Source organism: Clavibacter phaseoli, from assembly GCF_021922925.1.
GTDB lineage: Bacteria > Actinomycetota > Actinomycetes > Actinomycetales > Microbacteriaceae > Clavibacter > Clavibacter phaseoli.
This window is the reverse complement of sequence record NZ_CP040786.1, coordinates 836054-861921: the sequence shown is the minus strand read 5'-3', so window position 1 is coordinate 861921 and position 25868 is coordinate 836054. Positions and strand designations below refer to the sequence as shown.

Annotated in this window: 23 protein-coding genes; 10 read left to right on the top strand and 13 right to left on the bottom strand. The window is 71.1% G+C overall.

Translation table 11 applies throughout. The annotated features are described in order from the left end of the window. Positions 1-1002 carry a dihydroxyacetone kinase subunit DhaK gene (gene dhaK / locus FGI33_RS04010; RefSeq protein WP_119433839.1) on the bottom strand — a complete coding sequence of 334 codons (1002 nt, stop codon included), beginning with the start codon at positions 1000-1002 and terminating at the stop codon, positions 1-3. Positions 1003-1284: 282 nt separating this feature from the next. Here dhaK and FGI33_RS04005 point away from each other — a divergent pair, with 282 nt between their 5' ends. Next, positions 1285-2037, top strand: coding sequence for an MIP/aquaporin family protein (locus FGI33_RS04005; protein WP_119433838.1), 753 nt, complete (start codon positions 1285-1287; stop codon positions 2035-2037). A 29-nt stretch (positions 2038-2066) separates the two neighbouring features. Next, positions 2067-3584 carry a glycerol kinase GlpK gene (gene glpK / locus FGI33_RS04000; RefSeq protein WP_119433837.1) on the top strand — a complete coding sequence of 506 codons (1518 nt, stop codon included), beginning with the start codon at positions 2067-2069 and terminating at the stop codon, positions 3582-3584. A gap of 89 nt (positions 3585-3673) precedes the next feature. Here glpK and FGI33_RS03995 read toward each other — a convergent pair whose 3' ends face one another. Together FGI33_RS03995 and trpD are read right to left on the bottom strand one after the other, a co-directional pair. Continuing rightward, on the bottom strand, positions 3674-4420 hold the full coding sequence (locus FGI33_RS03995; protein ID WP_119433841.1) for an SOS response-associated peptidase: 747 nt from the start codon (positions 4418-4420) through the stop codon (positions 3674-3676). 47 nt (positions 4421-4467) lie between these two features. Next, a complete protein-coding gene (trpD, locus tag FGI33_RS03990) occupies positions 4468-5523 on the bottom strand; it encodes an anthranilate phosphoribosyltransferase (protein WP_119433836.1) in 1056 nt (351 codons plus the stop codon). Between the two features lie 80 nt (positions 5524-5603). Here trpD and ctaE point away from each other — a divergent pair, with 80 nt between their 5' ends. The 6 genes from ctaE (at position 5604) to FGI33_RS03960 (ending at position 12458) form a co-directional block, all read left to right on the top strand. After that, entirely contained in the window at positions 5604-6242 is a 639-nt protein-coding gene (gene ctaE, locus FGI33_RS03985) for an aa3-type cytochrome oxidase subunit III (RefSeq protein ID WP_079533409.1), read from the top strand. 26 nt (positions 6243-6268) lie between these two features. Continuing rightward, positions 6269-7069 (top strand): cytochrome bc1 complex diheme cytochrome c subunit, encoded by an 801-nt coding sequence (gene qcrC, locus FGI33_RS03980; protein ID WP_119433835.1) that lies wholly within the window; start codon positions 6269-6271, stop codon positions 7067-7069. A gap of 45 nt (positions 7070-7114) precedes the next feature. Next, a complete protein-coding gene (gene qcrA / locus FGI33_RS03975) occupies positions 7115-8224 on the top strand; it encodes a cytochrome bc1 complex Rieske iron-sulfur subunit (protein ID WP_119433834.1) in 1110 nt (369 codons plus the stop codon). Continuing rightward, positions 8208-9839 (top strand): cytochrome bc1 complex cytochrome b subunit, encoded by a 1632-nt coding sequence (qcrB, locus tag FGI33_RS03970; RefSeq protein ID WP_086522436.1) that lies wholly within the window; start codon positions 8208-8210, stop codon positions 9837-9839. Before qcrA ends, qcrB begins: the two co-directional genes overlap by 17 nt. Before the next feature lie 177 nt (positions 9840-10016). Beyond that, the gene (locus FGI33_RS03965) at positions 10017-10868 is read left to right on the top strand and encodes a methyltransferase domain-containing protein (RefSeq protein WP_237582300.1); all 852 of its coding nucleotides are present in this window, start codon (positions 10017-10019) and stop codon (positions 10866-10868) included. A gap of 222 nt (positions 10869-11090) precedes the next feature. Next, on the top strand, positions 11091-12458 hold the full coding sequence (locus FGI33_RS03960) for a PP2C family protein-serine/threonine phosphatase (RefSeq protein ID WP_119433832.1): 1368 nt from the start codon (positions 11091-11093) through the stop codon (positions 12456-12458). 127 nt (positions 12459-12585) lie between these two features. Here FGI33_RS03960 and FGI33_RS03955 read toward each other — a convergent pair whose 3' ends face one another. The 6 genes from FGI33_RS03955 to FGI33_RS03930 form a co-directional block, all read right to left on the bottom strand. Beyond that, complete coding sequence (locus tag FGI33_RS03955; protein WP_119433831.1) at positions 12586-13023, bottom strand: GNAT family N-acetyltransferase; 438 nt, start codon at positions 13021-13023, stop codon at positions 12586-12588. A gap of 4 nt (positions 13024-13027) precedes the next feature. Next, the gene (locus FGI33_RS03950; RefSeq protein ID WP_119433830.1) at positions 13028-13444 is read right to left on the bottom strand and encodes a cytochrome c oxidase subunit 4; all 417 of its coding nucleotides are present in this window, start codon (positions 13442-13444) and stop codon (positions 13028-13030) included. A 1-nt stretch (position 13445) separates the two neighbouring features. Beyond that, on the bottom strand, positions 13446-15191 hold the full coding sequence (gene ctaD / locus FGI33_RS03945; RefSeq protein ID WP_172405937.1) for an aa3-type cytochrome oxidase subunit I: 1746 nt from the start codon (positions 15189-15191) through the stop codon (positions 13446-13448). A 12-nt stretch (positions 15192-15203) separates the two neighbouring features. After that, a complete protein-coding gene (ctaC, locus tag FGI33_RS03940; protein WP_119433829.1) occupies positions 15204-16115 on the bottom strand; it encodes an aa3-type cytochrome oxidase subunit II in 912 nt (303 codons plus the stop codon). A gap of 124 nt (positions 16116-16239) precedes the next feature. After that, a complete protein-coding gene (gene erpA / locus FGI33_RS03935; protein WP_012038530.1) occupies positions 16240-16602 on the bottom strand; it encodes an iron-sulfur cluster insertion protein ErpA in 363 nt (120 codons plus the stop codon). Between the two features lie 128 nt (positions 16603-16730). Next, a complete protein-coding gene (locus tag FGI33_RS03930; RefSeq protein ID WP_119433828.1) occupies positions 16731-18152 on the bottom strand; it encodes a dipeptidase in 1422 nt (473 codons plus the stop codon). A gap of 40 nt (positions 18153-18192) precedes the next feature. Here FGI33_RS03930 and FGI33_RS03925 point away from each other — a divergent pair, with 40 nt between their 5' ends. Further along, complete coding sequence (locus FGI33_RS03925; RefSeq protein WP_119433827.1) at positions 18193-18786, top strand: DUF3043 domain-containing protein; 594 nt, start codon at positions 18193-18195, stop codon at positions 18784-18786. A 59-nt stretch (positions 18787-18845) separates the two neighbouring features. Here FGI33_RS03925 and FGI33_RS03920 read toward each other — a convergent pair whose 3' ends face one another. The 3 genes from FGI33_RS03920 to hisD all read right to left on the bottom strand — a co-directional run bounded on the left by FGI33_RS03920 (position 18846) and on the right by hisD (position 21739). After that, a complete protein-coding gene (locus FGI33_RS03920; protein WP_237582299.1) occupies positions 18846-19880 on the bottom strand; it encodes a quinone-dependent dihydroorotate dehydrogenase in 1035 nt (344 codons plus the stop codon). A gap of 63 nt (positions 19881-19943) precedes the next feature. Beyond that, complete coding sequence (gene nrdR, locus FGI33_RS03915; protein ID WP_043586489.1) at positions 19944-20417, bottom strand: transcriptional regulator NrdR; 474 nt, start codon at positions 20415-20417, stop codon at positions 19944-19946. Positions 20418-20434: 17 nt separating this feature from the next. Further along, the gene (gene hisD, locus FGI33_RS03910) at positions 20435-21739 is read right to left on the bottom strand and encodes a histidinol dehydrogenase (RefSeq protein WP_182623352.1); all 1305 of its coding nucleotides are present in this window, start codon (positions 21737-21739) and stop codon (positions 20435-20437) included. Between the two features lie 61 nt (positions 21740-21800). Between hisD and FGI33_RS03905 the strand changes: the two genes are divergently transcribed. Then, positions 21801-22316 (top strand): flavin reductase family protein, encoded by a 516-nt coding sequence (locus tag FGI33_RS03905; protein ID WP_237582298.1) that lies wholly within the window; start codon positions 21801-21803, stop codon positions 22314-22316. Between the two features lie 61 nt (positions 22317-22377). Here the strand turns inward: FGI33_RS03905 and dnaE are convergent, their stop codons facing one another. Beyond that, positions 22378-25839 (bottom strand): DNA polymerase III subunit alpha, encoded by a 3462-nt coding sequence (dnaE, locus tag FGI33_RS03900; RefSeq protein ID WP_239529558.1) that lies wholly within the window; start codon positions 25837-25839, stop codon positions 22378-22380. Positions 25840-25868: the final 29 nt, after the last annotated feature.

Genomic DNA, 25868 nt, shown 5'->3' with positions numbered 1-25868 from the left:
CTACCTCCCCCACCGCAGCGCGGCGGTCTGCACGGGCGAGTCCCACAGGTCGACGAGCTCGTCGTCGAGCAGGAGCACCGTGAGGGACAGTCCCTCCATGTCGAGGGCTGTGACGTAGTCTCCCACGAGGCTGCGGGCGACCGTCAGGCCGGCCTCCTCCAGCACCGCGGCCGCGCGGCGGTACGCGATGTAGAGCTCGGACAGGGGCGTCGCCCCCATCCCGTTCACGAGCAGCAGCACGCGGCTGCCGGCCGGCGCGCCGAGGTCCTCGAGCACCGGGTCGAGGAGCCGCTCGACGATGGCGTCCACCGGCTCGAGCGGCAGCTTGACGCGGCCGGGCTCGCCGTGGATCCCGATGCCGATCTCCATCTCGTCGTCCTCGAGCGCGAAGCTCGGCTCGCCGGCGTGCGGGACGGTGCACGCGCGGATGGCGACGCCCATGCTCCGCACCTGCCCGATAACCCTCTCGGCGATCGCCGCGACGGCGTCGAGGTCGTCCCCGCGCTCGGCCGCGGCGCCCGCGATGCGCTCCACCAGCACGGTCCCCGCGACGCCGCGGCGGCCGGCGGTGTACAGGGAGTCGGTGACGGCCACGTCGTCGTCGACCACCACCGTGCGCACCCGCACGCCCTCCGCCTCCGCGAGCTCGGCCGCCGTCTCGAAGTTGAGGACGTCGCCCGTGTAGTTCTTCACGATGTGCAGCACGCCCGCGCCGGCGTCGACGGCCAGGGTCGCAACGACGACGGGATCCGGGGTGGGGCTCGTGAACACGGGACCCGGCACGGCGGCGTCGAGCATGCCGTGCCCCACGAACCCGGCGTGCAGCGGCTCGTGCCCGCTGCCGCCGCCGCTGACGAGGGCGACGCGCCCTCGGCGCGTCGGCTCGGCGCGTCGCACGAAGAGCGGATCCGCGCTCAGCTCGACGAGGTCGGGGTGGGCGGCGGCGAAGCCCGCGACGGCCTCGTCGGCCACCGCCCTCGGGTCGTTGATCAGCTTCTTCACGGCCGGCTCCTCGCAGGTCTCGGGCGGCCGGACGGCAGCCGCGCATCCGAGCCGGATCGAGGACGGGACTCGGTCGGCGGCGACTCGGGTGTGTGGCCAACATACGCCCGGCCGACGGCGCTCGGACAGTGCCCGCGCGACCCTCCCCCGCGGGCAGGGATCCGCGTCGCGGAGCGGCCAGCCGCGGCCTGGTCGGGGAGTCCGCCGGCACTAGATTGGGGGGACCGCGATGACGCGGAAGAGGTCGTACCCGCCCTCGCCGATTGATCGGAGCACCACGCAGTGGATCTTGGAGTCATATTCCTCTCGGAGACGGTGGGCACCGCCCTGCTCGTCCTCCTCGGATGCGGAGTCGTGGCGAACGTCGCGCTCATCAAGTCGAAGGGGCTCGCCGGCGGCACCCTGATGGTCAACTTCGGCTGGGGCCTCGCGGTCTTCGCCGGCGTCACCGTCTCGTACGCGTCCGGCGCGCACCTGAACCCGGCCGTCACGCTCGGCCTCCTCGCCGCCGGCAAGATCGAGGACGTCGCGAGCGTCCCGGTCTACATCCTCGCCCAGATGGTCGGCGCGATCATCGGCGCCGTCTTCTGCTGGCTCGCCTACAAGCAGCACTTCGACGAGGAGCCCGACGCGGCCACCAAGCTCGGCGTGTTCTCGACCGGCCCCTCCATCCGCAACTACGCCTGGAACCTCGTCACGGAGATCATCGGCACGTTCGTGCTGGTCATCGTGATCCTCGGCTTCAGCCTCGCGAACAACCCCGACGCGGACGCGTCCACCCCGGCCGGCCTCTCGGCCCTCGGCGCGGTCCCCGTCGCCCTCCTCGTGGTCGGCATCGGCGCGTCCCTCGGCGGCCCGACCGGCTACGCGATCAACCCGGCGCGTGACCTCGGACCCCGCATCGCGCACGCCTTCCTCCCCATCAAGGGCAAGGGCTCGAGCGACTGGTCCTACGCCTGGGTGCCGGTCGTCGGCCCCGCCATCGGCGGCGTCCTCGCCGGCCTCGCGTCCTACGCGCTGCTCCCCATCCTCTAGAACCCCCGACCCCTCATAGGAGAGACCACATGAGCGAGAAGTACATCGTCGCCATCGACCAGGGCACCACCAGCACGCGCGCCATCGTCTTCGACCACAGCGGATCCATCGTGTCCACCGGCCAGCTCGAGCACGAGCAGATCTTCCCCCGCGCCGGCTGGGTCGAGCACGACCCCATGGAGATCTGGCGCAACACGCGCGAGGTCATCGGCCAGGCGCTGTCCAAGGCCGACATCACGCGCCACGACGTCGAGGCCGTGGGCATCACCAACCAGCGCGAGACCGCCGTCGTGTGGGACCGCACCACCGGCAAGCCCGTCTACAACGCCATCGTCTGGCAGGACACGCGCACGCAGAAGATCGTCGACCGCCTCGCGGCCGACGGCGGCGTCGAGCGCTTCAAGCCCACCGTCGGGCTGCCGCTCGCCACCTACTTCTCGGGCACCAAGATCGTCTGGATCCTCGAGAACGTCGACGGCGCCCGCGAGAAGGCCGAGGCCGGCGACCTCATGTTCGGCACGACCGACACCTGGGTCCTCTGGAACCTCACGGGCGGCACCGACGGCGGCGTGCACGTCACCGACGTCACGAACGCGTCCCGCACGCTCTTCATGGACCTCGAGACCCTCCAGTGGGACGACGAGATCCTGAAGGCGTTCGACGTGCCGCGCTCGATGCTCCCCGAGATCAAGAGCTCCTCCGAGGTCTACGGGCAGGTCGAGTCCTCGAGCCTCCTGCGCGAGGTCCCCATCGCCGGCATCCTGGGCGACCAGCAGGCGGCGACGTTCGGCCAGGCCGCGTTCGACCAGGGCGAGTCGAAGAACACGTACGGCACCGGCAACTTCCTGATCTTCAACACCGGCACCGACATCATCCACTCGCAGAACGGCCTCCTCACGACGCTCGGCTACAAGCTGGGCGACGCGGAGCCGCACTACGCGCTCGAGGGATCCATCGCCGTCACCGGCTCGCTCGTGCAGTGGATGCGCGACAACCTGGGCCTCGTGTCGAGCGCCGCGGAGATCGAGGCCCTCGCGGCCACGGTCGAGGACAACGGCGGCGTGTACTTCGTCCCCGCGTTCTCGGGCCTCTTCGCGCCGTACTGGCGCTCCGACGCCCGCGGCGCGCTCGTGGGCCTCACGCGCTACGTCAACAAGGGCCACATCGCCCGCGCGGCGCTGGAGGCCACGGCCTTCCAGACGCGCGAGGTGCTCGACGCGGTCAACGCCGACTCGGGCGTCGACCTCACCGAGCTCAAGGTCGACGGCGGCATGATCGCCAACAACCTGCTCATGCAGTTCCAGGCCGACATCCTCGGCGTGCCGGTCGTCCGCCCCGTCGTCGCGGAGACCACCGCGCTCGGCGCCGCGTACGCCGCGGGCCTCGCCGTCGGGTTCTGGAAGGACCTCGACGACCTGCGCCAGAACTGGCAGGAGGACAGCCGGTGGACGCCCGACATGGACGACGCCGAGCGCGAGCGCCAGCTGCGCCTCTGGAAGAAGGCCGTCACGAAGACCTTCGACTGGGTCGACGACGACGTGCAGTAGACCGCACCCGCACCATCCGCGCGCCCCGTCAGCACCGCTGACGGGGCGCGCGGCGTCTCCGGGCGGCGACCCGGCTGCTCGCCGCTGCGTCAGATGAGCGTCGGCTGCCCGTCGCCCGCGGGCGCCTCGTCGACGGGCGCCACGAGGTCCGGCCCGTCGTTCCGCACGCTGTTGACGCGCGTCGACACGAGCCGCGGCACGAGGTGCGGCTCCGGCAGCGAGCCCAGCAGGTGCTGCACGTCGTCGACGGCGGTCGTGCCCGCGTCCAGCCAGTCGTCCAGTCGGTCGCGCGGCACGATCACGGGCGTGCGGTCGTGGATGCGCCCGAGCGCGTCGCTCGCGGCGGACGTGATGATCGCGAGGCTCCGCAGCCACGCGCCGGGCTCCCCGTCCGGGACGGCCGGATCCCGCCAGTGCTCGTACACGGCGGCGAACGCCAGCGGACGCTCGTCCTCCGCGTGCAGGTAGACCGGCTGCTTCCCGGACGCGGTGGCCTGCCACTCGTAGTACCCGTCCGCCGGGACGACGGCCCGTCGCGTCAGGACCGCCCTGCGGAACGTCGGCTTCTCGGTGACCGTCTCCACGCGCGCGTTGATGAGCGGGGCACCCTGCACGGCCTTCGCCCACGGGGGGACGATCCCCCACCGGGCCCCGGTGAGGACACGGCGGACGTCACCATCTGGATCGCCGTGCGGACGCCGGTCCGCGACCATGCGGACCGTGCTCGTCGGGGCGACGTTCCACGACGGTGCCGGTTCGTCGCCCTCGACGTCGTCGACCGCCCAGTCCCCGACGAGGTCGCCCGTCGCCCGCGCCACCACGAATCTCCCGCACATGCGTCCATCATCCGCCGCACGCGCGACATCGACCGCGTCGCCGTGGATCAGGCGCGCGTCGCGGCCGCCCACTCCTCGAGCTTGGCGGCGGCGCGGCCGGAGTCCACGGCCTCGGCCGCGACGGCGAGCTTCTCGCGCAGCCGTCGCGCCATGGGCTGCTGCACGCGCGTCGGATCCCCCATCAGGTCGAAGGCCTCGAGGCCGGCCGCCGCGTTCAGCAGCACGACGTCGCGCTGCGGACCGGGATCGCCGGCGAGGACGCGACGGATGACCTCCGCGTTCTGCTCCGGCCCCTCGCCGAGGAGCGCCTCGATGGGCGCGCGCGGGATCCCGAGCTCGAGCGGATCGAGGTCGTGCTCGGTGACCGCGCCCCTGCTGACCTCCCAGATGTGGCTGTGCCCGGTGGTCGTGAGCTTGTCGATCCCGTCGTCGCCCCGGTACACGAGCGCCGTGGCGCCGCGGGTCCGGAAGACGCCCACCATGAGCGGGACGCGCGAGATGTCGGCGACGCCCACCGCGGAGGCCTCGGGGCGCGCCGGGTTGCAGAGCGGGCCGAGCACGTTGAACAGCGTCGAGATGCCCAGCTCGCGCCGGGTGGCAGCTGCATGGCGGAAGCCCGGGTGGAAGAGGGCGGCGTGCGCGTACGTGATGCCCGTCTCGCGCAGCACCGCGGCGACGCGCTCGGGCGCGATGGTGAGGTCGACCCCGAGGGCGGTCAGCACGTCGGACGCGCCCGAGGAGGAGCTCGCCCCCCGATTGCCGTGCTTGATGACGGGGACGCCCGCGGCGGCGGCGATGACCGAGGCCACGGAGGAGATGTTGAGGACCGCGCCGTAAGGGTCCCCTCCCGTGCCGACGATGTCGAGCGCGCGCGGATCCGCGTCGAGCGGCAGCGCCTCCTCGAGGACGGCGTCGCGGAAGCCGACGATCTCGTCGACGGTCTCGCCCGAGGCCCGCAGCGCGACCAGGAGGCCGCCCAGCTGCGCGGGAGTGGCCTCCCCGCGCATCACCTGGCGCATGGCCCAGGTGGACTCGGACACCGACAGGTGGCGCCCCTCGATCAGGGTGGTGATGAGCGCGGGCCAGGTCGGGGCGGAGGGCATGGCGATCAGCCTAACGAGCGGCTGGATCGGATCTCACGGGCGGCCGGGGTGGGCATCGGGTGTCGTCGGCCTGGGTCATAATGGAACCTGTGACGACCACCTCAATCTCCCCAGTATCGACCGCGCCGGTGGTGAACCGGCCGAACACGGTCGCCGTCGGCACCATCGTGTGGCTCGGCAGCGAGGTGATGTTCTTCGCGGGTCTCTTCGCGATCTACTTCACCCTGCGCTCGACGTCCGGCGCCCTCTGGGAGTTCGAGGCGGGACGCCTCAACGTGCCCTTCTCGCTCGTGAACACGCTCATCCTCGTGTCGAGCTCGTTCACGTGCCAGTTCGGCGTCTTCGCGGCCGAGCGGCTCCAGGCGCGGGCCACGGGCTGGAAGCCCAGCCAGTGGGGCACGGTCGAGTGGTTCTTCCTCACCTACGCCCTCGGCGCGATCTTCGTCGTCGGCCAGATCTTCGAGTACGCCACCCTCGTCACCGAGGGCATCACGCTCAGCAGCAATGCCTACGGCTCGGCGTTCTACATGACCACGGGCTTCCACGGCCTGCACGTCACCGGCGGCCTCATCGCCTTCCTCCTCGTCATCGGGCGCATCTTCGCCGTCCGGTCGATGGGGCACAGGGAGGCGACGAGCGCCATCGTCGTGTCCTACTACTGGCACTTCGTCGACGTCGTCTGGATCGGGCTCTTCCTGGTCATCTACGTCCTCAAATAGCACCGAGCGGGAGCATCAACCACAGCATGAGCACCAAGACAGCACGCGCCCGTCGAACCGGTCGCCGCAGCCCCCTGACCACCATCGCCCTGCTCGCCATCGGCCTGCTCACCACGGGCGGCGCGTACGCGATGATCCAGTCGGGCACCGCGTCGGCCGAGGTCGACCTCAAGTCGGCGCAGACCATCGACGAGGGCCAGAAGCTCTTCGGCTCGAACTGCGCCACCTGCCACGGCATGGACGCGACCGGCACGGGCGTCGCCCCGAGCCTCATCGGCGTCGGCGCCGCCTCGGTCGACTTCCAGGTCGGCACGGGCCGCATGCCCCTCCAGGGCACCACGGTCCAGGCGCCGGAGAAGCCCACGCAGTTCACCGACACGCAGGTCAAGGAGCTCGCGGCGTACGTCGCCTCCCTGGCCCCCGGCCCGGCGATCCCCGACAGCCAGTACCTCGACGGGCAGGGTGACGCGGCCAACGGCGCCGAGCTCTTCCGCATCAACTGCGCCATGTGCCACAACGTCGCCGCGGCCGGAGGCGCCCTCACGGAGGGCAAGTTCGCGCCCAGCCTCGAGGGCGTGGCCCCGGTCCACATCTACGAGGCCATGGTCACCGGCCCGCAGAACATGCCGGTCTTCAACGACACCAACATCTCCCCCGAGGACAAGCGCGACATCATCACGTCGCTGCAGTACATCGAGGAGAACAGCACGGTCGGCGGCGCGAACCTCGGCGGGCTCGGCCCCGTCTCCGAGGGGCTCTTCATGTGGATCTTCGGCCTCGGCGGCATCGTCGCCCTGACCGTGTGGCTCACGGCCCGGTCCAACTGACGCCCGCATCGATGACCCGCACCAGAACTCAGGAGAGGCACGCACATGGCACACGACGATAAGGACGAGTCGGGCGTCGTCCCCGCGGGCTACGACGCCGGCGAGCTCGAGCCGGCAGGCCGTGACGTCGTGCTCGCCGGCGGCACCGCCGTCGCCACGCGCGACGCCTTCCAGAACCCCGGCTTCCCGGAGCACCGCCTCCGCGTCACCGACAAGGACCCGAAGAAGGCGAAGACCGCCGAGCGCGTCGTCTACACCTGGTTCTACCTGTCGATCGTGGGCAGCGTCTTCGCCATCGGCGCGTACTTCGGCTTCCCGATCTACGCGGACGACCCGGGCAGCGTCCGCCTCAACAACCTGTTCCTGGGGATCGGCATCGCGCTGGCGCTCCTCAGCCTCGGCATCGGCGCCATCCACTGGTCCAAGGCCCTCATGAGCGACCACGAGCTGATCGACGAGCGCCACCCGCAGGGCGGCTCGCCCGCCACGCAGGCCCGCGCCGTGGAGATCTTCGCCCAGGCGAACGAGGAGTCCGGCTTCGGCCGCCGCTCGCTCATCCGCAACAGCCTCATCGGCGCGCTCGTCGCGTTCCCGCTCCCGGCCGTGATCCTCTTCCGCGACCTCTACCCGGGCAGCGCCGAGGAGCCCGCCTCCGCCCTCAGCCACACGCTGTGGAAGAAGGGCGAGGTCCTCACCCGCGACCCCTCCGGCACCCCCATCAAGGCGTCGGACGTCACGATCGGCTCCGCGTTCCACGTCATCCCCGCCTCCCTCATGGAGCTCGAGGAGGGCAAGCTCGAGGAGAAGGCCAAGGCCGCGGTGCTGCTCATGCGCCTCCGCCCCGAGGACCTCGTCGAGACGCCGGAGCGCAAGGGCTGGTCCTACGACGGGATCGTCGCCTACTCGAAGGTCTGCACGCACGTGGGTTGCCCGGTGGCGCTCTACGAGCAGCAGACCCACCACCTGCTCTGCCCCTGCCACCAGTCCCAGTTCGACGTGACCAACCACTGCGAGGTCATCTTCGGACCGGCCAAGCGGCCCCTGCCGCAGCTGCCCATCGCCGTCAACGACGAGGGCTACCTCATTGCACAGAGTGATTTCACCGAGCCCGTAGGGGCGAGTTTCTGGGAGCGTCGTGGTGACTACAACAGCTGATCCGACCACGACGGGTGCAGCCGCGCCCGCCGCCAAGAGCGGGGGCGGCCTCACCGCCGCCGCCGCCACCTACCTCGACGAGCGCACCAGCGTCAGCGTCGCCGTCAAGGAGTTCGGGCGGAAGATCTTCCCGGACCACTGGTCCTTCATGCTCGGCGAGGTGGCGCTCTACAGCTTCGTCGTCATCCTGCTGACGGGCACGTGGCTCACGTTCTTCTTCAACCCGTCGATGGCGGAGACGCACTACGCCGGCTCGTACGCGCCCCTCAAGGGCGTCGAGATGTCCGTCGCCATGTCGTCGTCGCTCGACATCTCGTTCGACATCCGCGGCGGCCTGCTCATGCGGCAGATCCACCACTGGGCGGCGCTGCTGTTCGTGGCGTCCATCGGCCTGCACATGCTGCGCATCTACTTCACGGGTGCCTTCCGCAAGCCGCGCGAGCTCAACTGGTTCATCGGCTTCGTGCTCTTCATCCTCGCGATGGCCGAGGGCTTCACGGGCTACTCGCTCCCCGACGACCTGCTCTCCGGCAACGGCCTGCGGATCATCGACGGCATGGTCAAGGGCATCCCGGTCATCGGCACCTGGATCTCCTTCCTCCTCTTCGGCGGCGAGTTCCCGGGGACGCACATCATCCCGAGGCTCTACACGCTGCACATCCTGCTGCTGCCCGCGATCCTCGTGGCGTTCCTGGCGCTCCACCTCCTCTTCGTGGTCGTGCACAAGCACACCCAGTTCGCCGGCCCCGGCCGCACGAACGAGAACGTGGTCGGCGTGCCGGTGCTCCCCACCTTCGCCGCGAAGGCCGGCGGGTTCTTCTTCGTCGTCTTCGGCGTGATCGTCGTCATGGCGTCGTTCTTCACGATCAACCCGATCTGGAACTACGGCCCCTACGACCCCTCGCCCGTGTCCGCCGGAACCCAGCCCGACTGGTACATCGGCTTCGCGGACGGCGCCCTGCGCCTCGTGCCGCCGGGACTCGAGTTCGTGCTGTTCGACCACACGTTCTCGTTCAACATCATCCTGCCGATCACGGTCTTGGGTCTGTTCATCGTGCTCGTCGCGCTCTACCCCTTCATCGAGGCGTGGATCACCGGCGACAAGCGCGAGCACCACATCCTCGACCGCCCGCGCAACGCCCCGACGCGCACCGCCATCGGCGCCGCCGGCGTCACGTTCTACGCGGTCCTCTGGTCCGCCGCGAGCTCCGACCTCATCGCCACGCACTTCAAGGTGTCGATGGAGGGCGTCATCCACACCCTGCAGGCGCTCCTGATCCTCGGACCGGTCATCGCCTACCAGGTGGCGAAGCGCATCTGCCTGGCGCTCATGAAGAAGGACCGCGAGATCGCCCTCCACGGCGTCGAGTCGGGCCGCATCGTGAAGCTGCCCGGCGGCGAGTTCATCGAGGTGCACGAGCAGCTCGACGAGTACGAGCGCTGGCGCCTGGTCAGCTTCGACGACTACAAGCCGCTCATGATCCGACCGGACAGCCGTGGACGCATCACGGTCAACCAGCGGGCCCGCGCGGCGCTGTCGAAGTGGTTCTTCGAGGACCGGATCTCCCCGGTCACCACGAAGGACGTCGAGCGCAGCCACGGCGACCACCACTAGGAACCACCCCGTCCCCGCTCACCGCGGATGACGACCGAGAGCCGGTCCGGCACCACGCCGGACCGGCTCTCGTGCGTCCACCCGCTGTGTCGGCCATCTCCCCGAGGAGCACCCGTGGATCTCGTCCGGCTCGCATCGTGGCTCCGTTGCCCGACCTGCGGCGACGATCTCCACGCCGTGCCGCCGCTCGTGCTCCGCTGCGACCGCGGCCACGCCGTCGACGTGAACAAGCGGGGCTACGCCTCCCTGCTCGCGCCGGGCACCCGCGTCACCGGCGATTCGGCCGGCATGCTCGCGGCCCGCCGCGGCTTCCTCGAGCGCGGCCACTACGCACCGCTGGTCGATGGCGTGATGGGCGCGCTGACGGCGGCCACGGGCCGCCAGGAGGCCTCCGACGCAGGCGGGGTGCCGGCGACCGGCGGGCTCCGCATCCTCGACGCCGGATGCGGCACGGGCCACTACCTCCACGCCGTGCTGGACCGGATCCCCGGAGCGACCGGCCTCGCCGCCGACCTCTCCCCCGCGGCCGTCGCGATCGCGGTGCGAGCCCGGCAGGACGTGGACGGGCTCGTCGCCGACACCTGGGCGGCGCTCCCCCTGCGCGACGGCGTGGCCGACGTGATCCTCGACGTGTTCGCGCCGCGCAACCTGCCCGAGTTCCACCGGGCGCTCGCTCCCGGTGGGCACGTGGCCATCGTGGCCGCCGGGCCGGGTCACCTCGAGGAGCTCCGGGCCGAGGGTCGCGCCGTGGGCGTCCAGGAGGACAAGCGGGAACGCATCCTCGAGGCGGCCGAAGCCCTCTTCGAGCCCGTGTCGGAGACGCGCGTGCAGCGCGTCCTGCGGTTGTCCGAGGAGGACGTCGGCCTGCTGCTCGGCATGGGCCCGTCCGCCCACCACCCGGCCGCCCCGGATCCCGTCGAGCCGACCTCCCCGATCGAGGCTCCGGAGGCCGACGCCGACCTGCAGGGCGTCACGATCGACGTGATGATCCACGTCCTCCGTCGGCGCGAGCGGAGCGCGACGGCCTGACGACCGACGTCACGGTGAGGGGAGGCCGATGCGCGTCGGTCTCCATGCCCCGCGCCACACGGACGCCCGACCGCAGGTAGCGTGGCAGAGGTCACAGTGCTGCTGCCGGGGGGAAGCGGTTCCCTCGGCGTCGTCCCTCCCGATGGGAGCCCCGCTCTCGCGACGGGTGGATCCCCTCCGGATCCCCCCGCCGGGCCCGACCCAGGGAACACGGACCGCACCTTGCTCGACTCGCTCACCCTCCGCGTCGCCTTCGGCGTCACGACCCTCACGCTGTTCCTGCTCTTCGCCCTGGTGACCTTCCGCAGCACGCGATCTCCGTTCAGCTTCTGGTGGTGCGCCGCGCTGGCCCTCTTCATGGGCGGCTCGCTCGCCTACCTCCTGGACGGCACGAGCGCACAGGGGTGGAGCAACCCGCTCGGCAACGGGCTCATCGTCGCGGGCGCGGCGTCGGTGTGGATGGGGAGCCGGTCCCTCCGCGATCGGGGGACGCCCTGGTGGCTCGTGGTGGCTCCGGCGACGTTCGTCACGGTCGTGTCGGCCGCGGACTCCCCCGCCGTCAACGACTGGTCCGGCGGCCCGCTCTACCTGGCGCTCATGGCCGGCCTGATAGGGATGTCCACCCGGGAGATCGTCATGCTGGACGCGGGGCTGTCCCGCACCCGGTGGCCGCTCATCCTGACGTCGGGGGCGCTGGCCGCCTACTACGCGGTCCGCACGGTCGTGTTCCTCGTGGCCGGTCCACGGAGCGACGCCTTCGTGGAGTGGTTCGGCACCCCGAGCACCACCCTGATCACGATGCTGCTCCTGGTCGTCGTGTCGTTCAGCATGGCCTCGCTCAGCGGGGAGCAGGTGGCCAAGACGCTCGCCGCTCGCGCCGCCACGTCGCGGCAGGAGCTCGTCGACGGAGGCGGCGTGCAGCGACGTCTCCTGCCGCAGACCGTCCCGGACCTGCCCGGCTACGAGGTGGCCGGGTCCTGCGTCCCCAGCGGCGCGGTGAGCGGCGACTTCTTCGACTGGCAGCGCACGCCGGATGGCCTCGTCGTCACGCTCGCCGACGTCATGGGCAAGGGGGTGGGCGCGGCCATGATCGCCGCCACCGTCCGCGCCGCGCTCCGCGTCGCCTCCCCCGCCCTCGACCCCGCGCGCACCCTCTCCGTGGTGGATCGCGCCGTGGTGTCGGACCTCGACGCCAACGACGCGTTCGTCACCCTCCTGCACATGCGCCTCGACGCGCGCACCGGGGAGATCGCGCTCGTCGACGCCGGCCATGGGCTCTCCGTCGTCTGCCGCGCCGACGGCCGACGGGAGCCGGTGCCGTCGCGTCATCTCCCCCTCGGCGTCCTGGGCACCCAGGAGTGGAGCACGACGACCATCCGGCTCGACCCCGGCGACATGCTGCTCGTCTGCAGCGATGGCGTGCTGGATCTGTTCGACGGCACCTCCGGCTCCATGGACCTCGCCGCGCGGACGGCCTCGGACGCCGCGTCCACGGCGCACGCCGCCGTCGCGAGCCTCACGCGCCTGGCGACGACCCCGCCCGACGACGTCACGGTCGTCGCGATCCGCCGTGCCGCCCCGCCTCGCTGAACCGCACGAATCGAGGCCCCGCCGTCCAGCCTCCGTGGGCTCCCCTGGTGCCCGGCCCCCGCGTCCCCGGACGCGGAGAAGCCCGGCCCCCGAGGGGGCCGGGCTTCTCCGTGGCGCAGCCGCGCGTCTAGCGCAGGAGCTTCTTGTAGAACTCGGCCGTGCGCTCGTACCCGAGGCGCTTGTAGAACTCGCCGGCGCGACGGGTGCTCATCGTGATCTGCCCGACGCCGCGATCGCCGCAGAGCCGCTCGACGGCGCGGACCAGGGCGGAGCCCGTCCCCGCACTGCGCGCCGTGGTGTCCACCACGAGCTCCTCCAGGTGGGCGCTGAGCCCGCCCGCGTACAGGAGCCGCGACACGACGAGGTACGCATAGCCGACGACCCGGCCGCCGTCCTCGGCGACCAGGAGCACGTCGCGGCCCACGTCCTTGTTGGCACGGAGGATGTGGAAGAACGTGACGTCGAAGTCGTCCCGCGTCGCCGGCGCGTTAATCATGTCGAGCTGCTGGCACAGGGCGAAGACCGCGTCCCCGTCCGATGCCTGGGCGTGCCGGATGTCGACCATCGGATCAGCGCGCGAAGTAGCCGCGGTAGTACTCGTAGGTCCAGCCCACGAGGGCGATGAGCGCGAGCCCGCCGCCGATGATCGCGATCCAGATGCCCACGGCGAGGCCGAGGAACACGGACGCGGCACCGGCCGCGAGGATCACGGGCCACCAGCTCCACGGGCTGAAGAAGCCGAGCTCCGGGTCGCCGTCATCGACGTTGGCGTCGCTGCGGTCCTCGGGGAGCTCCCCGTTCTGCGCCGCGTACAGCCGCGCCACGAAGAAGCCGATGAACGCGGCCAGCGCGCCGGAGAGCGCGATGGCCAGCGTGCCGACCCACTCGACCTCACCGGTGTCGATGACGTGCCAGATCGTGTAGGCCGCCGCCGCGATGACGAAGAAGACCGAGAGGACGTAGAAGAGGTTCCTATTGGCGCGCACGTCACTTCACCTTGTCGCTGGAGATGTCGTAGGTCGCGGCATCGGGAGCGTCCTTCGCCGGACCGATTCCCACGGGGATGCCCGCCTCGGGGTGGTTCAGGTCGAACGCCGGGGCCTCCGAGCGGATCCGCGGGATGGACGTGAAGTTGTGCCGCGGCGGCGGGCAGGAGGTCGCCCACTCGAGCGAGCGGCCGTAGCCCCACGGGTCGTTCACCGTCACGCGGGGAGCCGTGCGGGCGGTGATCCAGACGTTCAGGAAGAACGGGATCATCGACAGCGCGAGGATGCCGGCGCCGATGGTCGACAGCTGGTTCATCCACGTGAAGTCGTCCTCGGGCTGGTACGTCGCGTAGCGACGCGGCATGCCCATGACGCCCAGCCAGTGCTGGATGAGGAACGTGGTGTGGAAGCCGATGAACAGCAGCCAGAAGTGGACCTTGCCGAGGCGCTCGTTGAGCATCGTGCCCGTCCACTTGGGCCACCAGAAGTAGAAGCCGGAGAACATGGCGAACACGACGGTGCCGAAGACCACGTAGTGGAAGTGCGCGACGACGAAGTACGTGTCGGACACGTGGAAGTCGAGCGGGGGCGACGCCAGGATGACGCCGGTCAGGCCGCCGAACGTGAACGTGATGAGGAAGCCGATGGCCCACAGCATGGGCGTCTCGAACGTGACCGAGCCGCGCCACATCGTGCCGATCCAGTTGAAGATCTTCACGCCCGTGGGGACCGCGATGAGCATGGTCATGAGCGAGAAGAACGGCAGCAGGACGGATCCGGTGACGTACATGTGGTGAGCCCACACCGTGACCGAGAGGGCCGCGATGGAGATGGTCGCGTACACGAGCGTCTTGTACCCGAAGATCGGCTTGCGGCTGAAGACCGGGAAGACCTCCGAGACGATGCCGAAGAACGGCAGCGCGATGATGTAGACCTCGGGGTGCCCGAAGAACCAGAAGAGGTGCTGCCAGAGGATGGCGCCGCCGTTGGCCGGGTCGTAGATGTGCGCGTCGAAGATGCGGTCGGCGCCGAGGCCGAACAGCGCGGCGGCGAGGACCGGGAACGCCATGAGCACGAGGATCGACGTCACGAGGATGTTCCACGTGAAGATCGGCATGCGGAACATGGTCATGCCGGGGGCGCGCATCGTGATGATCGTCGTGACGAAGTTGACCGCGCCGAGGATGGTGCCGAAGCCGCTGAGCGCGAGGCCCATCACCCAGAGATTCCCTCCCAACCCTGGCGAGAACGTCGTGCTGGACAGCGGCGCGTACGCGAACCATCCGAACGAGGCCGCTCCGGCCGGGGTGAGGAAGCCCGCGACCGCGATGAGCGAGCCGAAGTTGAACAGCCAGTACGCGAAGGCGTTGAGCCGCGGGAACGCGACGTCCGGTGCGCCGATCTGCAGCGGCATGAGCACGTTGGCGAAGCCGGCGAAGAGCGGCGTCGCGAACATGAGCAGCATGATCGTGCCGTGCATGGTGAAGAGCTGGTTGTACTGCTCCTTCGTCTCCACCACGTGCAGGCCGGGCTCGAATAGCTGGGCCCGGATCACGAGGGCCATCACGCCGCCGAGGCAGAAGTAGAGGAACGACGTGATCAGGTACAGGTACCCGATCGTCTTGTGGTCGGTGGAGGTGATCCAGTTGACCACGACGTTGCCACGACGCTCGGCCTTGCCGGAGCCGTCGAGGACCTTCGCCTGACCCGCGGGGATCGCGGTGGGACGGTTGAGGGTCGATGTCACGTTTCTGCTGCCCTACTCTTCGGACGACTCGGTGGTGGTCGGCACGGCGGTGCCGGGGAGGTTCTGCAGGCGGTCGTAGTCCTTGCCGAGGTCGCCCTCGAAGCCGGCCGCCTTCTGGCTCTCGATGTACGCGTTGTACTCGTCGACCGAGACGACCTTGACCTGGAAGAGCATGAGGGAGTGGTACTCGCCGCAGAGCTCGGCGCACTTGCCCATGTACGTCCCCTCCTTCTCCGGGATGAACGTCATGTAGTTCGTCTTGCCGGAGATGAGGTCCTTCTTGTAGAGGAAGTCCACGACCCAGAAGGAGTGCAGGGTGTCACGCGTGTTGAGCTCGAGCTCGACCTTGGTGTTGACCGGCAGGTAGAGCGTGGGGAGCTTGTCCTTGTCGATGGAGCCCTGGGGTCCGGCCGGGTCGTCGACCGCCTGGACGCCCTGCTCGTAGGCGCCGCCCTCGATGGGCTGGCCGGCCTCGGTCTCGCCGCCGAGGTAGTTGAAGTCCCAGGCCCACTGCTTGCCGAAGACCTGGACCTTGACCTCGGGCTTGTCGAAGCGCGCCTCGATGGCGGCCTGGTCCTTGGCGGTGAAGGCGAAGAAGCCGAGCACGAGGATCAGCGGCACGATCGTGTAGAAGATCTCGATCGGCATGTTGTAGCGCATCTGCACCGGCAGGCCGGTCTGGCCCTTGCGGCGGCGGTAGACGACCGCGGCCCAGATGGTGAGGCCCCAGGTGAGGACGCCCACCGCGAGCAGGACGATCCAGGCGGTGACCCACAGGCCGATGACGGAGTCGACGTGGTTCGTCGTGCCCGGTTGCGTGGGCAGGAAGCCCTGGAGCTGCTGCTGCGTGCACCCCGCGAGGAGTATCGAGATGCCCAGGGCGACGGGGATCGTCAGCCAACGTTGACGGCGAGTGAAGCGCACGTGCAGACCCTTCGGAGAACCGGATGTGACGAGTTCCACACTACGCGACAGGGAGCCGCCCGAAGGACGACTCCCTGCTCGGACCCCGTGTTTCCAGGCCCAGATCCGCTTACCGTTCCGTGTGTCAGTGGAACGAGTCACCGCACGCGCACGAGCCGCCCGCGTTCGGGTTGTCGATGGTGAAGCCCTGCTTCTGGATGGTGTCCTCGAAGTCGATGGTGGCGCCGTCGAGGTACGGGACGCTCATCTTGTCGACGATGACCTCGACGCCGTCGAAGTCGACCGTGGCGTCGCCGTCGAGCTCGCGCTCGTCGAAGTAGAGCTGGTAGATGAGGCCGGAGCAGCCGCCGGGCTGGACGGCGACGCGGAGACGGAGGTCCTCGCGGCCCTCCTGCTGGAGCAGGCTCTTGACCTTGCTCGCCGCGGTGTCCGTGAGTCCGACGCGGTGGGCCGCCTGGGCGGTCTCGGTCAGCGTGGTGTCGGTCATGAGCACTCCTCGGGTGGTGGGATCTGCGATCGGGCGACTCCGGTGGAGTCTACGTCGTGCAACCGCGGGAGTCACCCGGGTGTTCCCGTCCGCCGGCCCGGCGACGCGACGGGCGGGCCGGCGACCGGTCAGGCGCGGCGGGCGATGCGCGACAGCAGGACGGCCTCGCTGAGGATCGCGCGCTGCAGGACGCCCAGGTGCTGCGACTCGTTCGGGCTGTGGGCGCGCGTGTCCGGGTCCTCGACGCCGGTGACCAGGATCTGGGCCGCGGGGAAGGCCTCGACGAGGTCGGCGATGAACGGGATGGATCCGCCGATGCCGGCTTGCACGGGCGCGCGCCCCCAGCCGGCGGTCATGGCTGCCGTGGCCTCGGCCATGGCCCAGCCCGTCGTGTCGACGAGGAAGGGGTCGCCCTGGTCGACGTCGCTGATCTCCAAGTGCGCGCCGAAGGGACGGTGCCCCTCGACGTGCGCCTCGAGGGCGCGGTACGCGTCCGCGGCCGTCTGGCCGGGGGCGATGCGCGCGCTGATGCGGACGGACACCTCCGGGAGGAGCGTGTTGCTCGCGTTGGCGACGGAGGGGGCGTCGATGCCCGTGACGGTGATGGAGGGCTGCGCCCACAGCCGGGTGAGGATCGGGCCGGTGCCCACGGGCGAGACGCCCGGGAGGAGGGCGGCCTCCTCGGCGAGGCGCGCGTCGTCGTAGGCGGGCGTGTCCATGTCGGTCGAGGTGAGTCCCGCGACGGCGACGGAGCCGCGCTCGTCCCACAGGGAGTCGAGGAGGCGCACGGCGGCCATCATCGCGTCGGGGACGGCGCCGCCGAACATGCCGGAGTGCGACGCGTGGTCGAGCGTGCGCACCGTGAGGCGGAACGTGACGTTGCCGCGCAGGGCGATGGTGATCGAGGGGGTGTCGACGTCCCAGTTGTCGCTGTCGGCGACGACGATCACGTCGGCGGCGAGGGCGTCGTGGTGCGTCGCGAGGAAGTCGGAGAAGGAGCGGGATCCGGCCTCCTCCTCCCCCTCGATGAAGACGGCGAGCCCGAGGTCGAGGTCGTCGCCCTCCGCCTCGACGAGCGCGCGGATGGCCGCGACGTGCGTCATGATGCCGGCCTTGTCGTCGGAGGCGCCGCGCCCGTGCAGGCGGTCGCCGCGGAGGGTCGGCTCGAAGGGCGGCGTCTCCCAGTGCTCGTCCGCTCCGGGGGGCTGGACGTCGTGGTGCGCGTAGAGGAGGACGGTGGGCTTGCCGTTCCGGGCGGCGCGCGTGGCGAGGACCGCCGGCTGGCCGTCGTCGCCCGACGGGGTCGTCGCCCGATGGACGGAGACGTCGTCGAACACGCCGAGCCCCGCGAGGAGGCCCGCCACGGCATCCGCGCTGGCGGCGACGTGCGTCGGGTCGAAGGCCGGCCAGGAGACGGAGGGGATGCGCACGAGCGCCGAGAGGTCGGCGATCGTGGTGGGCAGCCCGCCCGCGACGGCGGCGGCGAGCCGGTCGACGGCCTCCTGGTCCGGTGCGGTCACGGCGTCTGCGGAGGTGTCGGGAGGCGTCATGCAGGTAATCTTAGATTCACTCCAGGCAAGGACGAGAGACGTGGCGAAGCAGCAGACCCCCGCAGAGACCCCCTCCGAGACGAGCGCCGCGGCGCCCGTCGACGGCCGCACGGCCGACGGGAAGAAGGGTCCCACCCCGACCCGTCGGGAGCGGGAGGCCGCGAACCTCCGCCCGCTCGTGCCCCAGGACCGCAAGCTCGCGGCGCAGCAGGCCAAGGAGAAGGCGCGCGAGGCGCGCGCCCGCGCCAACGCCGGCATGGCCGCCGGCGACGAGCGCTACCTGCCCGTCCGCGACAAGGGCCCGCAGAAGCGGTACGCCCGCGACGTGGTGGATGCCCGATGGAGCGTCGGCGAGCTGCTCTTGCCCGTGATGGGCGTGGTCGTGGTGCTCACGTTCGTGCTGCCGAACCTCTCGGCGATCCCGCTGCTGTCGATCTACGTGTTCGTCATCGCCGCGATCATCGACGCCTACTTCACGGGCCGTCGCGTCCGGGCCGCCATCGTCGCCCGGGTGGGCGCCGACCGCGTCGAGCGCGGGATCCGCTGGTACACCGGCATGCGCACCATCCAGATGCGGCCGATGCGCCTGCCGAAGCCGCAGGTGAAGCGGCGCGACAAGGTCACCTTCAGCTGATCCGACGCCCGCTCGCCCGGACCGGGCGCGCGACCGCTCCGTCGCGCGAGGAGCGCGGGTCAGCGTGAGCGGCGGAGCCGCGCGAGGCCGGCGTTGACCGACCGCGCCCAGAGCGGGCCGCGGTAGAGGAACGCCGTGTAGCCCTGCACGAGGGTGGCGCCCGCGTCGAGGCGCGCCTGCACGTCCGCGGCCGTGTCGACGCCGCCCACCGAGATGACGCACGCGTCCGCCGGCAGGACGCGGCGCAGGATCCGGAGCACCACGAGCGCGCGCGGGGCGAGCGGCGCACCGGACAGACCGCCGGCGCCCGCCGCCTCGACGACCGCCGCGTCCGTGCGGAGGTCCGCCCGGGAGAGGGTCGTGTTCGTGGCGATGACCCCGCCGAGGCCGAGCTCGGTCGCGAGCCCCGCGATCCGCTCGACCTCGGCGTCCTGGAGGTCGGGCGCGATCTTGACGAGGACGGGCACGCCGTCTGCCGCGTCGCGGATGCTCGTGAGCAGCGGCCGGAGCAGCTCGATCTCCTGCAGGCCGCGGAGGCCCGGCGTGTTCGGTGAGCTGACGTTGACGGCGAGGTAGTCGGCGACGGGGGCGACGAGGCGCGTGGAGGTGACGTAGTCGGCCACCGCGTCCTCCACGGCGACGGCGCGCGTCTTGCCGATGTTCACGCCGATCACCGGCCGGTCGGGCCGGGCCCGCAGGCGACGGAGGCGGTCCGCGAGGGCCGCCGCTCCCCCGTTGTTGAAGCCCATGCGGTTGATGACGGCGCGGTCCTCGATGAGCCGGAACAGGCGCGGCCGCGGGTTGCCGGGCTGCGCCTCCGCGGTGACCGTGCCGACCTCCACGTGGCCGAAGCCGAGCTGGCCGAGGCCGAGCACGGCGTGCGCATCCTTGTCGAAGCCGGCGGCGACGCCGAACGGCGACGGGAAGCGGAGGCCGAGCGCGTCGACGGCGAGCGACGGATCCGGTGCCGTCAGCCGCCGGGCGATCCAGCCGAGGCCGGACGACGGGAGGAGGGCGATGGCCGTGGACGCGAGGTGGTGGGCGTCCTCCGGGTCCATGCGCGACAGGACCGTGCGGAAGAGGAGGGGATACATCGGCACCAGGCTAGCGCCTGCGCGCGCCGTCGCCGGCTGCCCGGGCCCGGGTCGCGGAGGGGGTCAGAGCGCGTCGGCGTCGGGGCTCGCGGCGTGCGCGACGCGCAGCTGCGCGATGGCCGACTCGAAGTCGTCGAGCGAGTCGAAGCCCTGGTAGACGCTGGCGAAGCGGAGGTACGCGACCTCGTCGAGCTCGCGGAGCGGCGGCAGGATCGACAGGCCGATGTCGTTCGCCTCGATCTGCGACGCGCCGGTGGCCCGGATCGCCTCCTCCACGCGCTGCGCGAGGACCGCGAGGTCGGTGTCGGTGACGGGACGGCCCTGGCACGCCTTGCGGACGCCGGTGACGATCTTCTCCCGGCTGAACGGCTCGACCACGCCGTTGCGCTTGATCACGCTGAGGCTCGCGGTCTCGGTGGTGCTGAAGCGGCGGCCGCACTCGGGGCACTGCCGGCGCCGGCGGATCGACAGGCCGTCGTCGCTCGTGCGGGAGTCGACGACGCGGGAGTCGGGGTGGCGGCAGAAGGGGCAGAACATGGTGTGGCCAGGATACGTCAGCGCGTGAGGCGCGCCGTCACCGCGTCGCCGTGCGCGGGGAGGTCCTCGGCCCGGCTGAGCGCGACGATCATCGGCTCGGCCTCGCGCAGCGCGTCGGCGTCGTAGCGCACGACCTGCTGCGGGCGCAGGAACGTGTACGCGCCGAGCCCCGAGCCGAAGCGCGCCTGGCCGCCCGTGGGGAGCACGTGGTTGGATCCCGCGAGGTAGTCGCCGAGGCTGACGGGCGAGTGCGGGCCCAGGAAGATCGCGCCGGCGCTGTGCAGGTGCGCGAGGAGCGCGTCCGGGTCGGCGGTCTGCACCGAGAGGTGCTCGGGGCCGTAGGCATCGCTGTAGCGGGCGGCCGTCGCGAGGTCGTCCACGACGAGGATGGCCGACTGCGGACCGGTGAGCGCCTGGCCGACGCGGGCGGCGTGGCCGGTGGTCGCGGCCAGGGACTCGACCTCGGCGTCGACCGCGCGGGCGAGCTCGGGCGAGTCGGTGACGAGGACGGACGCCGCCATCTCGTCGTGCTCCGCCTGGCTGACGAGGTCGGCGGCCACGAGGCGCGCGTCGGCGTGCGCGTCGGCGATCACGAGGATCTCGGTCGTGCCGGCCTCGGAGTCGATCCCCGTGACGCCGCGGACCACGCGCTTGGCGGCCGCCACGTAGATGTTGCCGGGGCCGGTGACCACGTCGACGGGCTCGAGGCCGAGGTCGGCGACGCCGTGCGCGAAGGCGCCGATGGCCCCCGCGCCGCCCATCGCGTAGACCTCGTCGACGCCGAGGAGCCCGGCGGCGCCGAGGATGACGGGGTGCACGGATCCGCCGTGCGCGGCCTGCGCGGGAGAGGCGAGGGCGATGCTCGCGACGCCGGCGACCTGCGCGGCGACGACGTTCATCACGACGCTCGACGGGTAGACCGCCTTGCCGCCGGGCACGTAGAGGCCCACCCGGCGCACCGGCTGCCAGCGCTGGACGATGGTGCCGCCGGGCACGACGGTGGTGGTGGTCTCCGGCGGGACCTGCGCGGCGGAGCCCAGGCGGACGCGGCGGATGGCCTCCTCGAGCGCGGCGCGGACGGCGGGGTCGAGGGACTCCACGGCGGCGGCGATGGCCTCGGCGGGCACGCGCAGCGAGCCGGGGCGCACGCGGTCGAGCCGCTCCGCCTGGTCGAGCAGGGCCGCGCTCCCCCGGGTGCGCACGTCCTCGACGAGCTCACGCGCCACGTCGAGCGCGACGGCGACGTCGGTGACCGGACGCGGGAGGAGGTCGAGCAGGTCGGCGGTGCTGGGCGTGGTGCCGCGGAGGTCCTGGATGCGCATCATGACTCCGGAAGTCTACCGAGCGGGCGTCGGGCGGATCCGGCGGCTAGCGTCTCCAGGCATGGACGCGCACCCCGCCACCACGCTCGCCGAGGGCCCGGGCCAGGCCGCATTCCGCGCCGCGTTCCGGCGCCACGCCGCGGGCGTCGCGGTCGTCACGACCCGCGATGCCCAGGGCTCCCCCGTCGGCTTCACGGCGACGTCGCTGGCCTCCGTCTCCGCGGATCCGCCGCTCGCCAGCTTCAGCCTCGCGCGCACGGCGTCGAGCGCCGCCGCCCTCGCGACCGCCGACCACGTCGCGATCCACGTCCTCGGCGCGCGCGACCGGCACCTCGCGGAGCGGCTCAGCGGCCCCGCGTCGGAGCGCTTCGCGGGCGACCACTGGTCGCCCGGCCCGCACGGCCTGCCCGTGCTCGCGGGCGGGACGGCGCTCCTCGTCGCCCGGATCGTCGAGCGGGTGCCCGTGCACGACGCGATCGTCGTCGTCGTGCGGATCGAGGACGGCGGCGCTGGCGTCGACGACGACCCGCTGCTCTACCACGCGCGCCGCTACCTGCGGCCGGGCGCCGAGGCCTGAGCGCGGACCTCCCGATCGCCGGCCGCCCGCGCGCCGGCACCCGGGGAGCCGACCTCGCGCGTCAGCCCAGGCAGTTCGGCCCGAGCAGCGACTTCAGCTCGCCGTAGAGGTCCGCGCTCACCGTGACCGGGTACGGGATCTCGAACACGCGCCCGCTGTCGCCCTTGATGAGCTGGAGCCGCACCTCGGTGTCGCCCGAGTGGCGGATCAGCACGTCGTTGAGCCCCATCACGGTCTCCGTCGTCGCGCGGTTCTCCGCGAGGCTGATGAGCAGCGGGCCCGACCCGAGGCTCTGTCCGAGGTCGGGCTGGAACATCGAGAAGGCGTGGATGTTCATGCCGTCGTCGCGCGTGGACACGCGCCCCCGGATCACCACGACGGTGTCGCCCTGCAGGGCCGGCGCGAACTCCTGGTACGCCTTGCCCATGAACATGCAGGTGATCTCGCCGCCGAAGTCCTCCAGCTGCACCATGCCGTACTGGTTGCCGGAGTTCCGCGCGGTGCGGTGCTGCACGCTCGTGAGGAGGCCGGCCAGCGTGACCGTCTCGCCGTCCATCGACGCGTCGGTCGCGAGCAGCTCGGCGATGCCCGTCGAGGCGAGCTTCGCGAGCGGGATCTCGAGCCCCGCGAGCGGGTGGTCGGAGACGTAGAGGCCGAGCATCTCGCGCTCGAAGGCGAGCTTGTCGCGCTTCGCCCACTCCGGCCGCTCGGGCACCTTGCGCGCGTGCTGCGGCTCGTCCCACAGGCTGTCGAAGTCGAAGCCGACCTGCCCGTTCATCGCGGCGCGCTTGTCGCTGACGGAGGCGTCGATCATGCCCTCGTGCACCTCGAGGAGGGCCCGGCGGGTGTCGCCGAGCGAGTCGAAGGCGCCCGCCTTGATGAGCGACTCGACCGTGCGCTTGTTCGCGACCGGCAGCGGCACCTTCTTGAGGAAGTCGTCGAAGGACTCGAACGCGCCCTGCTCGGTGCGCGCGCCACGGAGGGCCTCGACCACGTTCGCGCCGACGTTGCGCACGGCGCCCAGCCCGAACCGGATGTCCGCGCCCGCTGCCGCGAAGAAGCCGATGGACTCGTTGACGTCTGGCGGGAGCACCTTGATCCCCATGCGGCGGCACTCGTTGAGGTAGAGCGCCATCTTGTCCTTGGAGTCGCCGACGCTCGTGAGGAGCGCGGCCATGTACTCGGCCGGGTAGTGGGCCTTGAGGTACGCGGTCCAGTAGGAGACGACGCCGTACGCCGCGGAGTGCGCCTTGTTGAACGCGTAGTCGGAGAACGGCAGCAGGATGTCCCAGAGCGCCTTCACCGCGGCCATCGAGTAGCCGTTGTCCTTCATGCCCTGCGAGAAGCCCTCGAACTGCTTGTCCAGCTCCGACTTCTTCTTCTTGCCCATCGCGCGGCGCAGCAGGTCGGCCTGCGCGAGCGTGAAGCCCGCGAGCTTCTGCGCCACCGACATCACCTGCTCCTGGTACACGATGAGGCCGTGCGTGGTGCCGAGCACCTCGCGCAGCGGCTCCTCGAGCTCCGGGTGGATGGGGGTGATCTCCTGCAGCCCGTTCTTCCGCAGCGCGTAGTTCGTGTGCGAGTTGGCGCCCATGGGGCCCGGCCGGTAGAGCGCGATGACGGCCGAGATGTCCTCGAAGTTGTCGGGCTTCATCATGCGCAGGAGCGAGCGCATGGGCCCGCCGTCGAGCTGGAAGACGCCGAGCGTGTCGCCGCGCGCGAGCAGGTCGTACGCGCCCTGGTCGTCGAGCCCCAGGTCCTCGAGCACCAGCTTCTCGCCGCGGTTGGACTCGATGTTGTTGAGCGCGTCGTCGATGATCGTGAGGTTGCGCAGCCCCAGGAAGTCCATCTTGATGAGGCCGAGCGACTCGCACGCGGGGTAGTCGAACTGCGTGACGATCTGGCCGTCCTGCTCCCGCTTCATGATCGGGATGATGTCGATGAGCGGCTCGCTCGACATGATGACGCCGGCCGCGTGCACGCCCCACTGCCGCTTGAGGTTCTCGATGCCCTGCGCGGTCTCGAAGACCTTCTGCGCCTCGGGGTCCATCGCGAGCACCTCGCGGAAGTCGCCGGCCTCGCGGTAGCGCGGGTGGTCGGTGTCGAGGATGCCGGACAGCGGGATGTCCTTGCCCATGATCGCGGGCGGCATGGCCTTGGTGAGCTTGTCGCCCATGGAGAACGGGTAGCCGAGCACGCGGCTGGAGTCCTTGAGCGCCTGCTTGGCCTTGATGGTGCCGTACGTGACGATCTGCGCGACGCGCTCGTCGCCGTACTTCTCGGTGACGTAGCGGATGACCTCGCCGCGGCGACGGTCGTCGAAGTCGACGTCGAAGTCGGGCATGGAGACGCGGTCGGGGTTGAGGAAGCGCTCGAAGAGGAGGCCGTGCTCCAGCGGGTCGAGGTCGGTGATGCCCATGGCGTACGCGACCATCGAGCCCGCGCCCGATCCGCGGCCGGGGCCCACGCGGATGCCGTTCTCCTTCGACCAGCTGATGAAGTCCGCGACGACGAGGAAGTACCCCGGGAAGCCCATCTGCGCGATGACGCCGACCTCGTAGTCGGCGCGCTTGCGCACGTCGTCCGAGAAGCCGCGCGGGTAGCGCCGGACGAGGCCGCGCTCGACCTCCTTGACGAACCAGGTCTGCTCGCTCTCGCCCTCGGGCACCGGGTAGCGCGGCATGTAGTTCGCGGACTCGTTGAACTGGACATCGCACCGCTCGGCGATGAGGAGGGTGTTGTCGCACGCCTCCTCGTGGTCGCGGAAGAGGTGGCGCATCTGCTGCGCGGTCTTCAGGTAGAACTCGTCGGCGTCGAACTTGAACCGGTTGGGGTCGTCGAGCGTGGTGCCGGACTGGACGCACAGGAGCGCCGCGTGGCTCGTCGCGTCGTGCTCGTGCGTGTAGTGCAGGTCGTTGGTGGCGACCAGCGGGAGGCCGAGGTCCTTCGCGAGCCGGTGCAGGTCGGTCATGATGCGGCGCTCGATCCCGAGGCCGTGGTCCATGATCTCGCAGAAGTAGTTCTCCGCCCCGAAGATGTCGCGGAAGTCCGCGGCGGCCTTCACGGCCTCGTCGTACTGGCCGAGGCGGAGGCGCGTCTGCACCTCGCCGGACGGGCAGCCGGTGGTGGCGATGAGGCCCTTCGCGTAGGTGCTGAGGAGCTCGCGGTCCATGCGGGGCTTGAAGTAGTAGCCCTCGAGCGAGGCGCGGGACGAGAGCCGGAACAGGTTGTGCATGCCCTCCGTGGTCTCGGCGAGCATCGTGAGGTGCGTGTAGGCGCCGGACCCGGAGACGTCGTCCTGCCCGCCGTTGCCCCACCGGATGCGGGTGCGGTCGCCGCGGTGCGTGCCCGGCGTGATGTACGCCTCGGTGCCGATGATGGGCTTCACGCCCGCGGCCTTCGCCTGCTTCCAGAAGTCGAACGCGCCGAAGACGTTGCCGTGGTCGGTGATCGCGACGGCCGGCATCTTCTGCTCCGCCGCGGCCTGCACGAGCGGGCCGACGCGCGCCGCCCCGTCGAGCATCGAGTACTCGCTGTGGACGTGGAGGTGGA

Excerpts from the sequence above, each read along its gene's own strand:
- FGI33_RS03930 (WP_119433828.1), bottom strand. The coding sequence starts at position 18,152 with ATGACGCCTCCCGACACCTCCGCAGACGCCGTGACCGCACCGGACCAG.
- hisD (WP_182623352.1), bottom strand. The coding sequence starts at position 21,739 with ATGCGCATCCAGGACCTCCGCGGCACCACGCCCAGCACCGCCGACCTG.
- glpK (WP_119433837.1), top strand. The coding sequence starts at position 2,067 with ATGAGCGAGAAGTACATCGTCGCCATCGACCAGGGCACCACCAGCACG.
- trpD (WP_119433836.1), bottom strand. The coding sequence starts at position 5,523 with ATGCCCTCCGCCCCGACCTGGCCCGCGCTCATCACCACCCTGATCGAG.
- ctaE (WP_079533409.1), top strand. The coding sequence starts at position 5,604 with ATGGAACCTGTGACGACCACCTCAATCTCCCCAGTATCGACCGCGCCG.
- nrdR (WP_043586489.1), bottom strand. The coding sequence starts at position 20,417 with ATGTTCTGCCCCTTCTGCCGCCACCCCGACTCCCGCGTCGTCGACTCC.
- qcrA (WP_119433834.1), top strand. The coding sequence starts at position 7,115 with ATGGCACACGACGATAAGGACGAGTCGGGCGTCGTCCCCGCGGGCTAC.
- FGI33_RS03955 (WP_119433831.1), bottom strand. The coding sequence starts at position 13,023 with ATGGTCGACATCCGGCACGCCCAGGCATCGGACGGGGACGCGGTCTTC.
- dnaE (WP_239529558.1), bottom strand. The coding sequence starts at position 25,839 with ATGCTCGACGGGGCGGCGCGCGTCGGCCCGCTCGTGCAGGCCGCGGCG.
- erpA (WP_012038530.1), bottom strand. The coding sequence starts at position 16,602 with ATGACCGACACCACGCTGACCGAGACCGCCCAGGCGGCCCACCGCGTC.
- FGI33_RS03905 (WP_237582298.1), top strand. The coding sequence starts at position 21,801 with ATGGACGCGCACCCCGCCACCACGCTCGCCGAGGGCCCGGGCCAGGCC.
- FGI33_RS03995 (WP_119433841.1), bottom strand. The coding sequence starts at position 4,420 with ATGTGCGGGAGATTCGTGGTGGCGCGGGCGACGGGCGACCTCGTCGGG.
- qcrC (WP_119433835.1), top strand. The coding sequence starts at position 6,269 with ATGAGCACCAAGACAGCACGCGCCCGTCGAACCGGTCGCCGCAGCCCC.
- FGI33_RS03920 (WP_237582299.1), bottom strand. The coding sequence starts at position 19,880 with ATGTATCCCCTCCTCTTCCGCACGGTCCTGTCGCGCATGGACCCGGAG.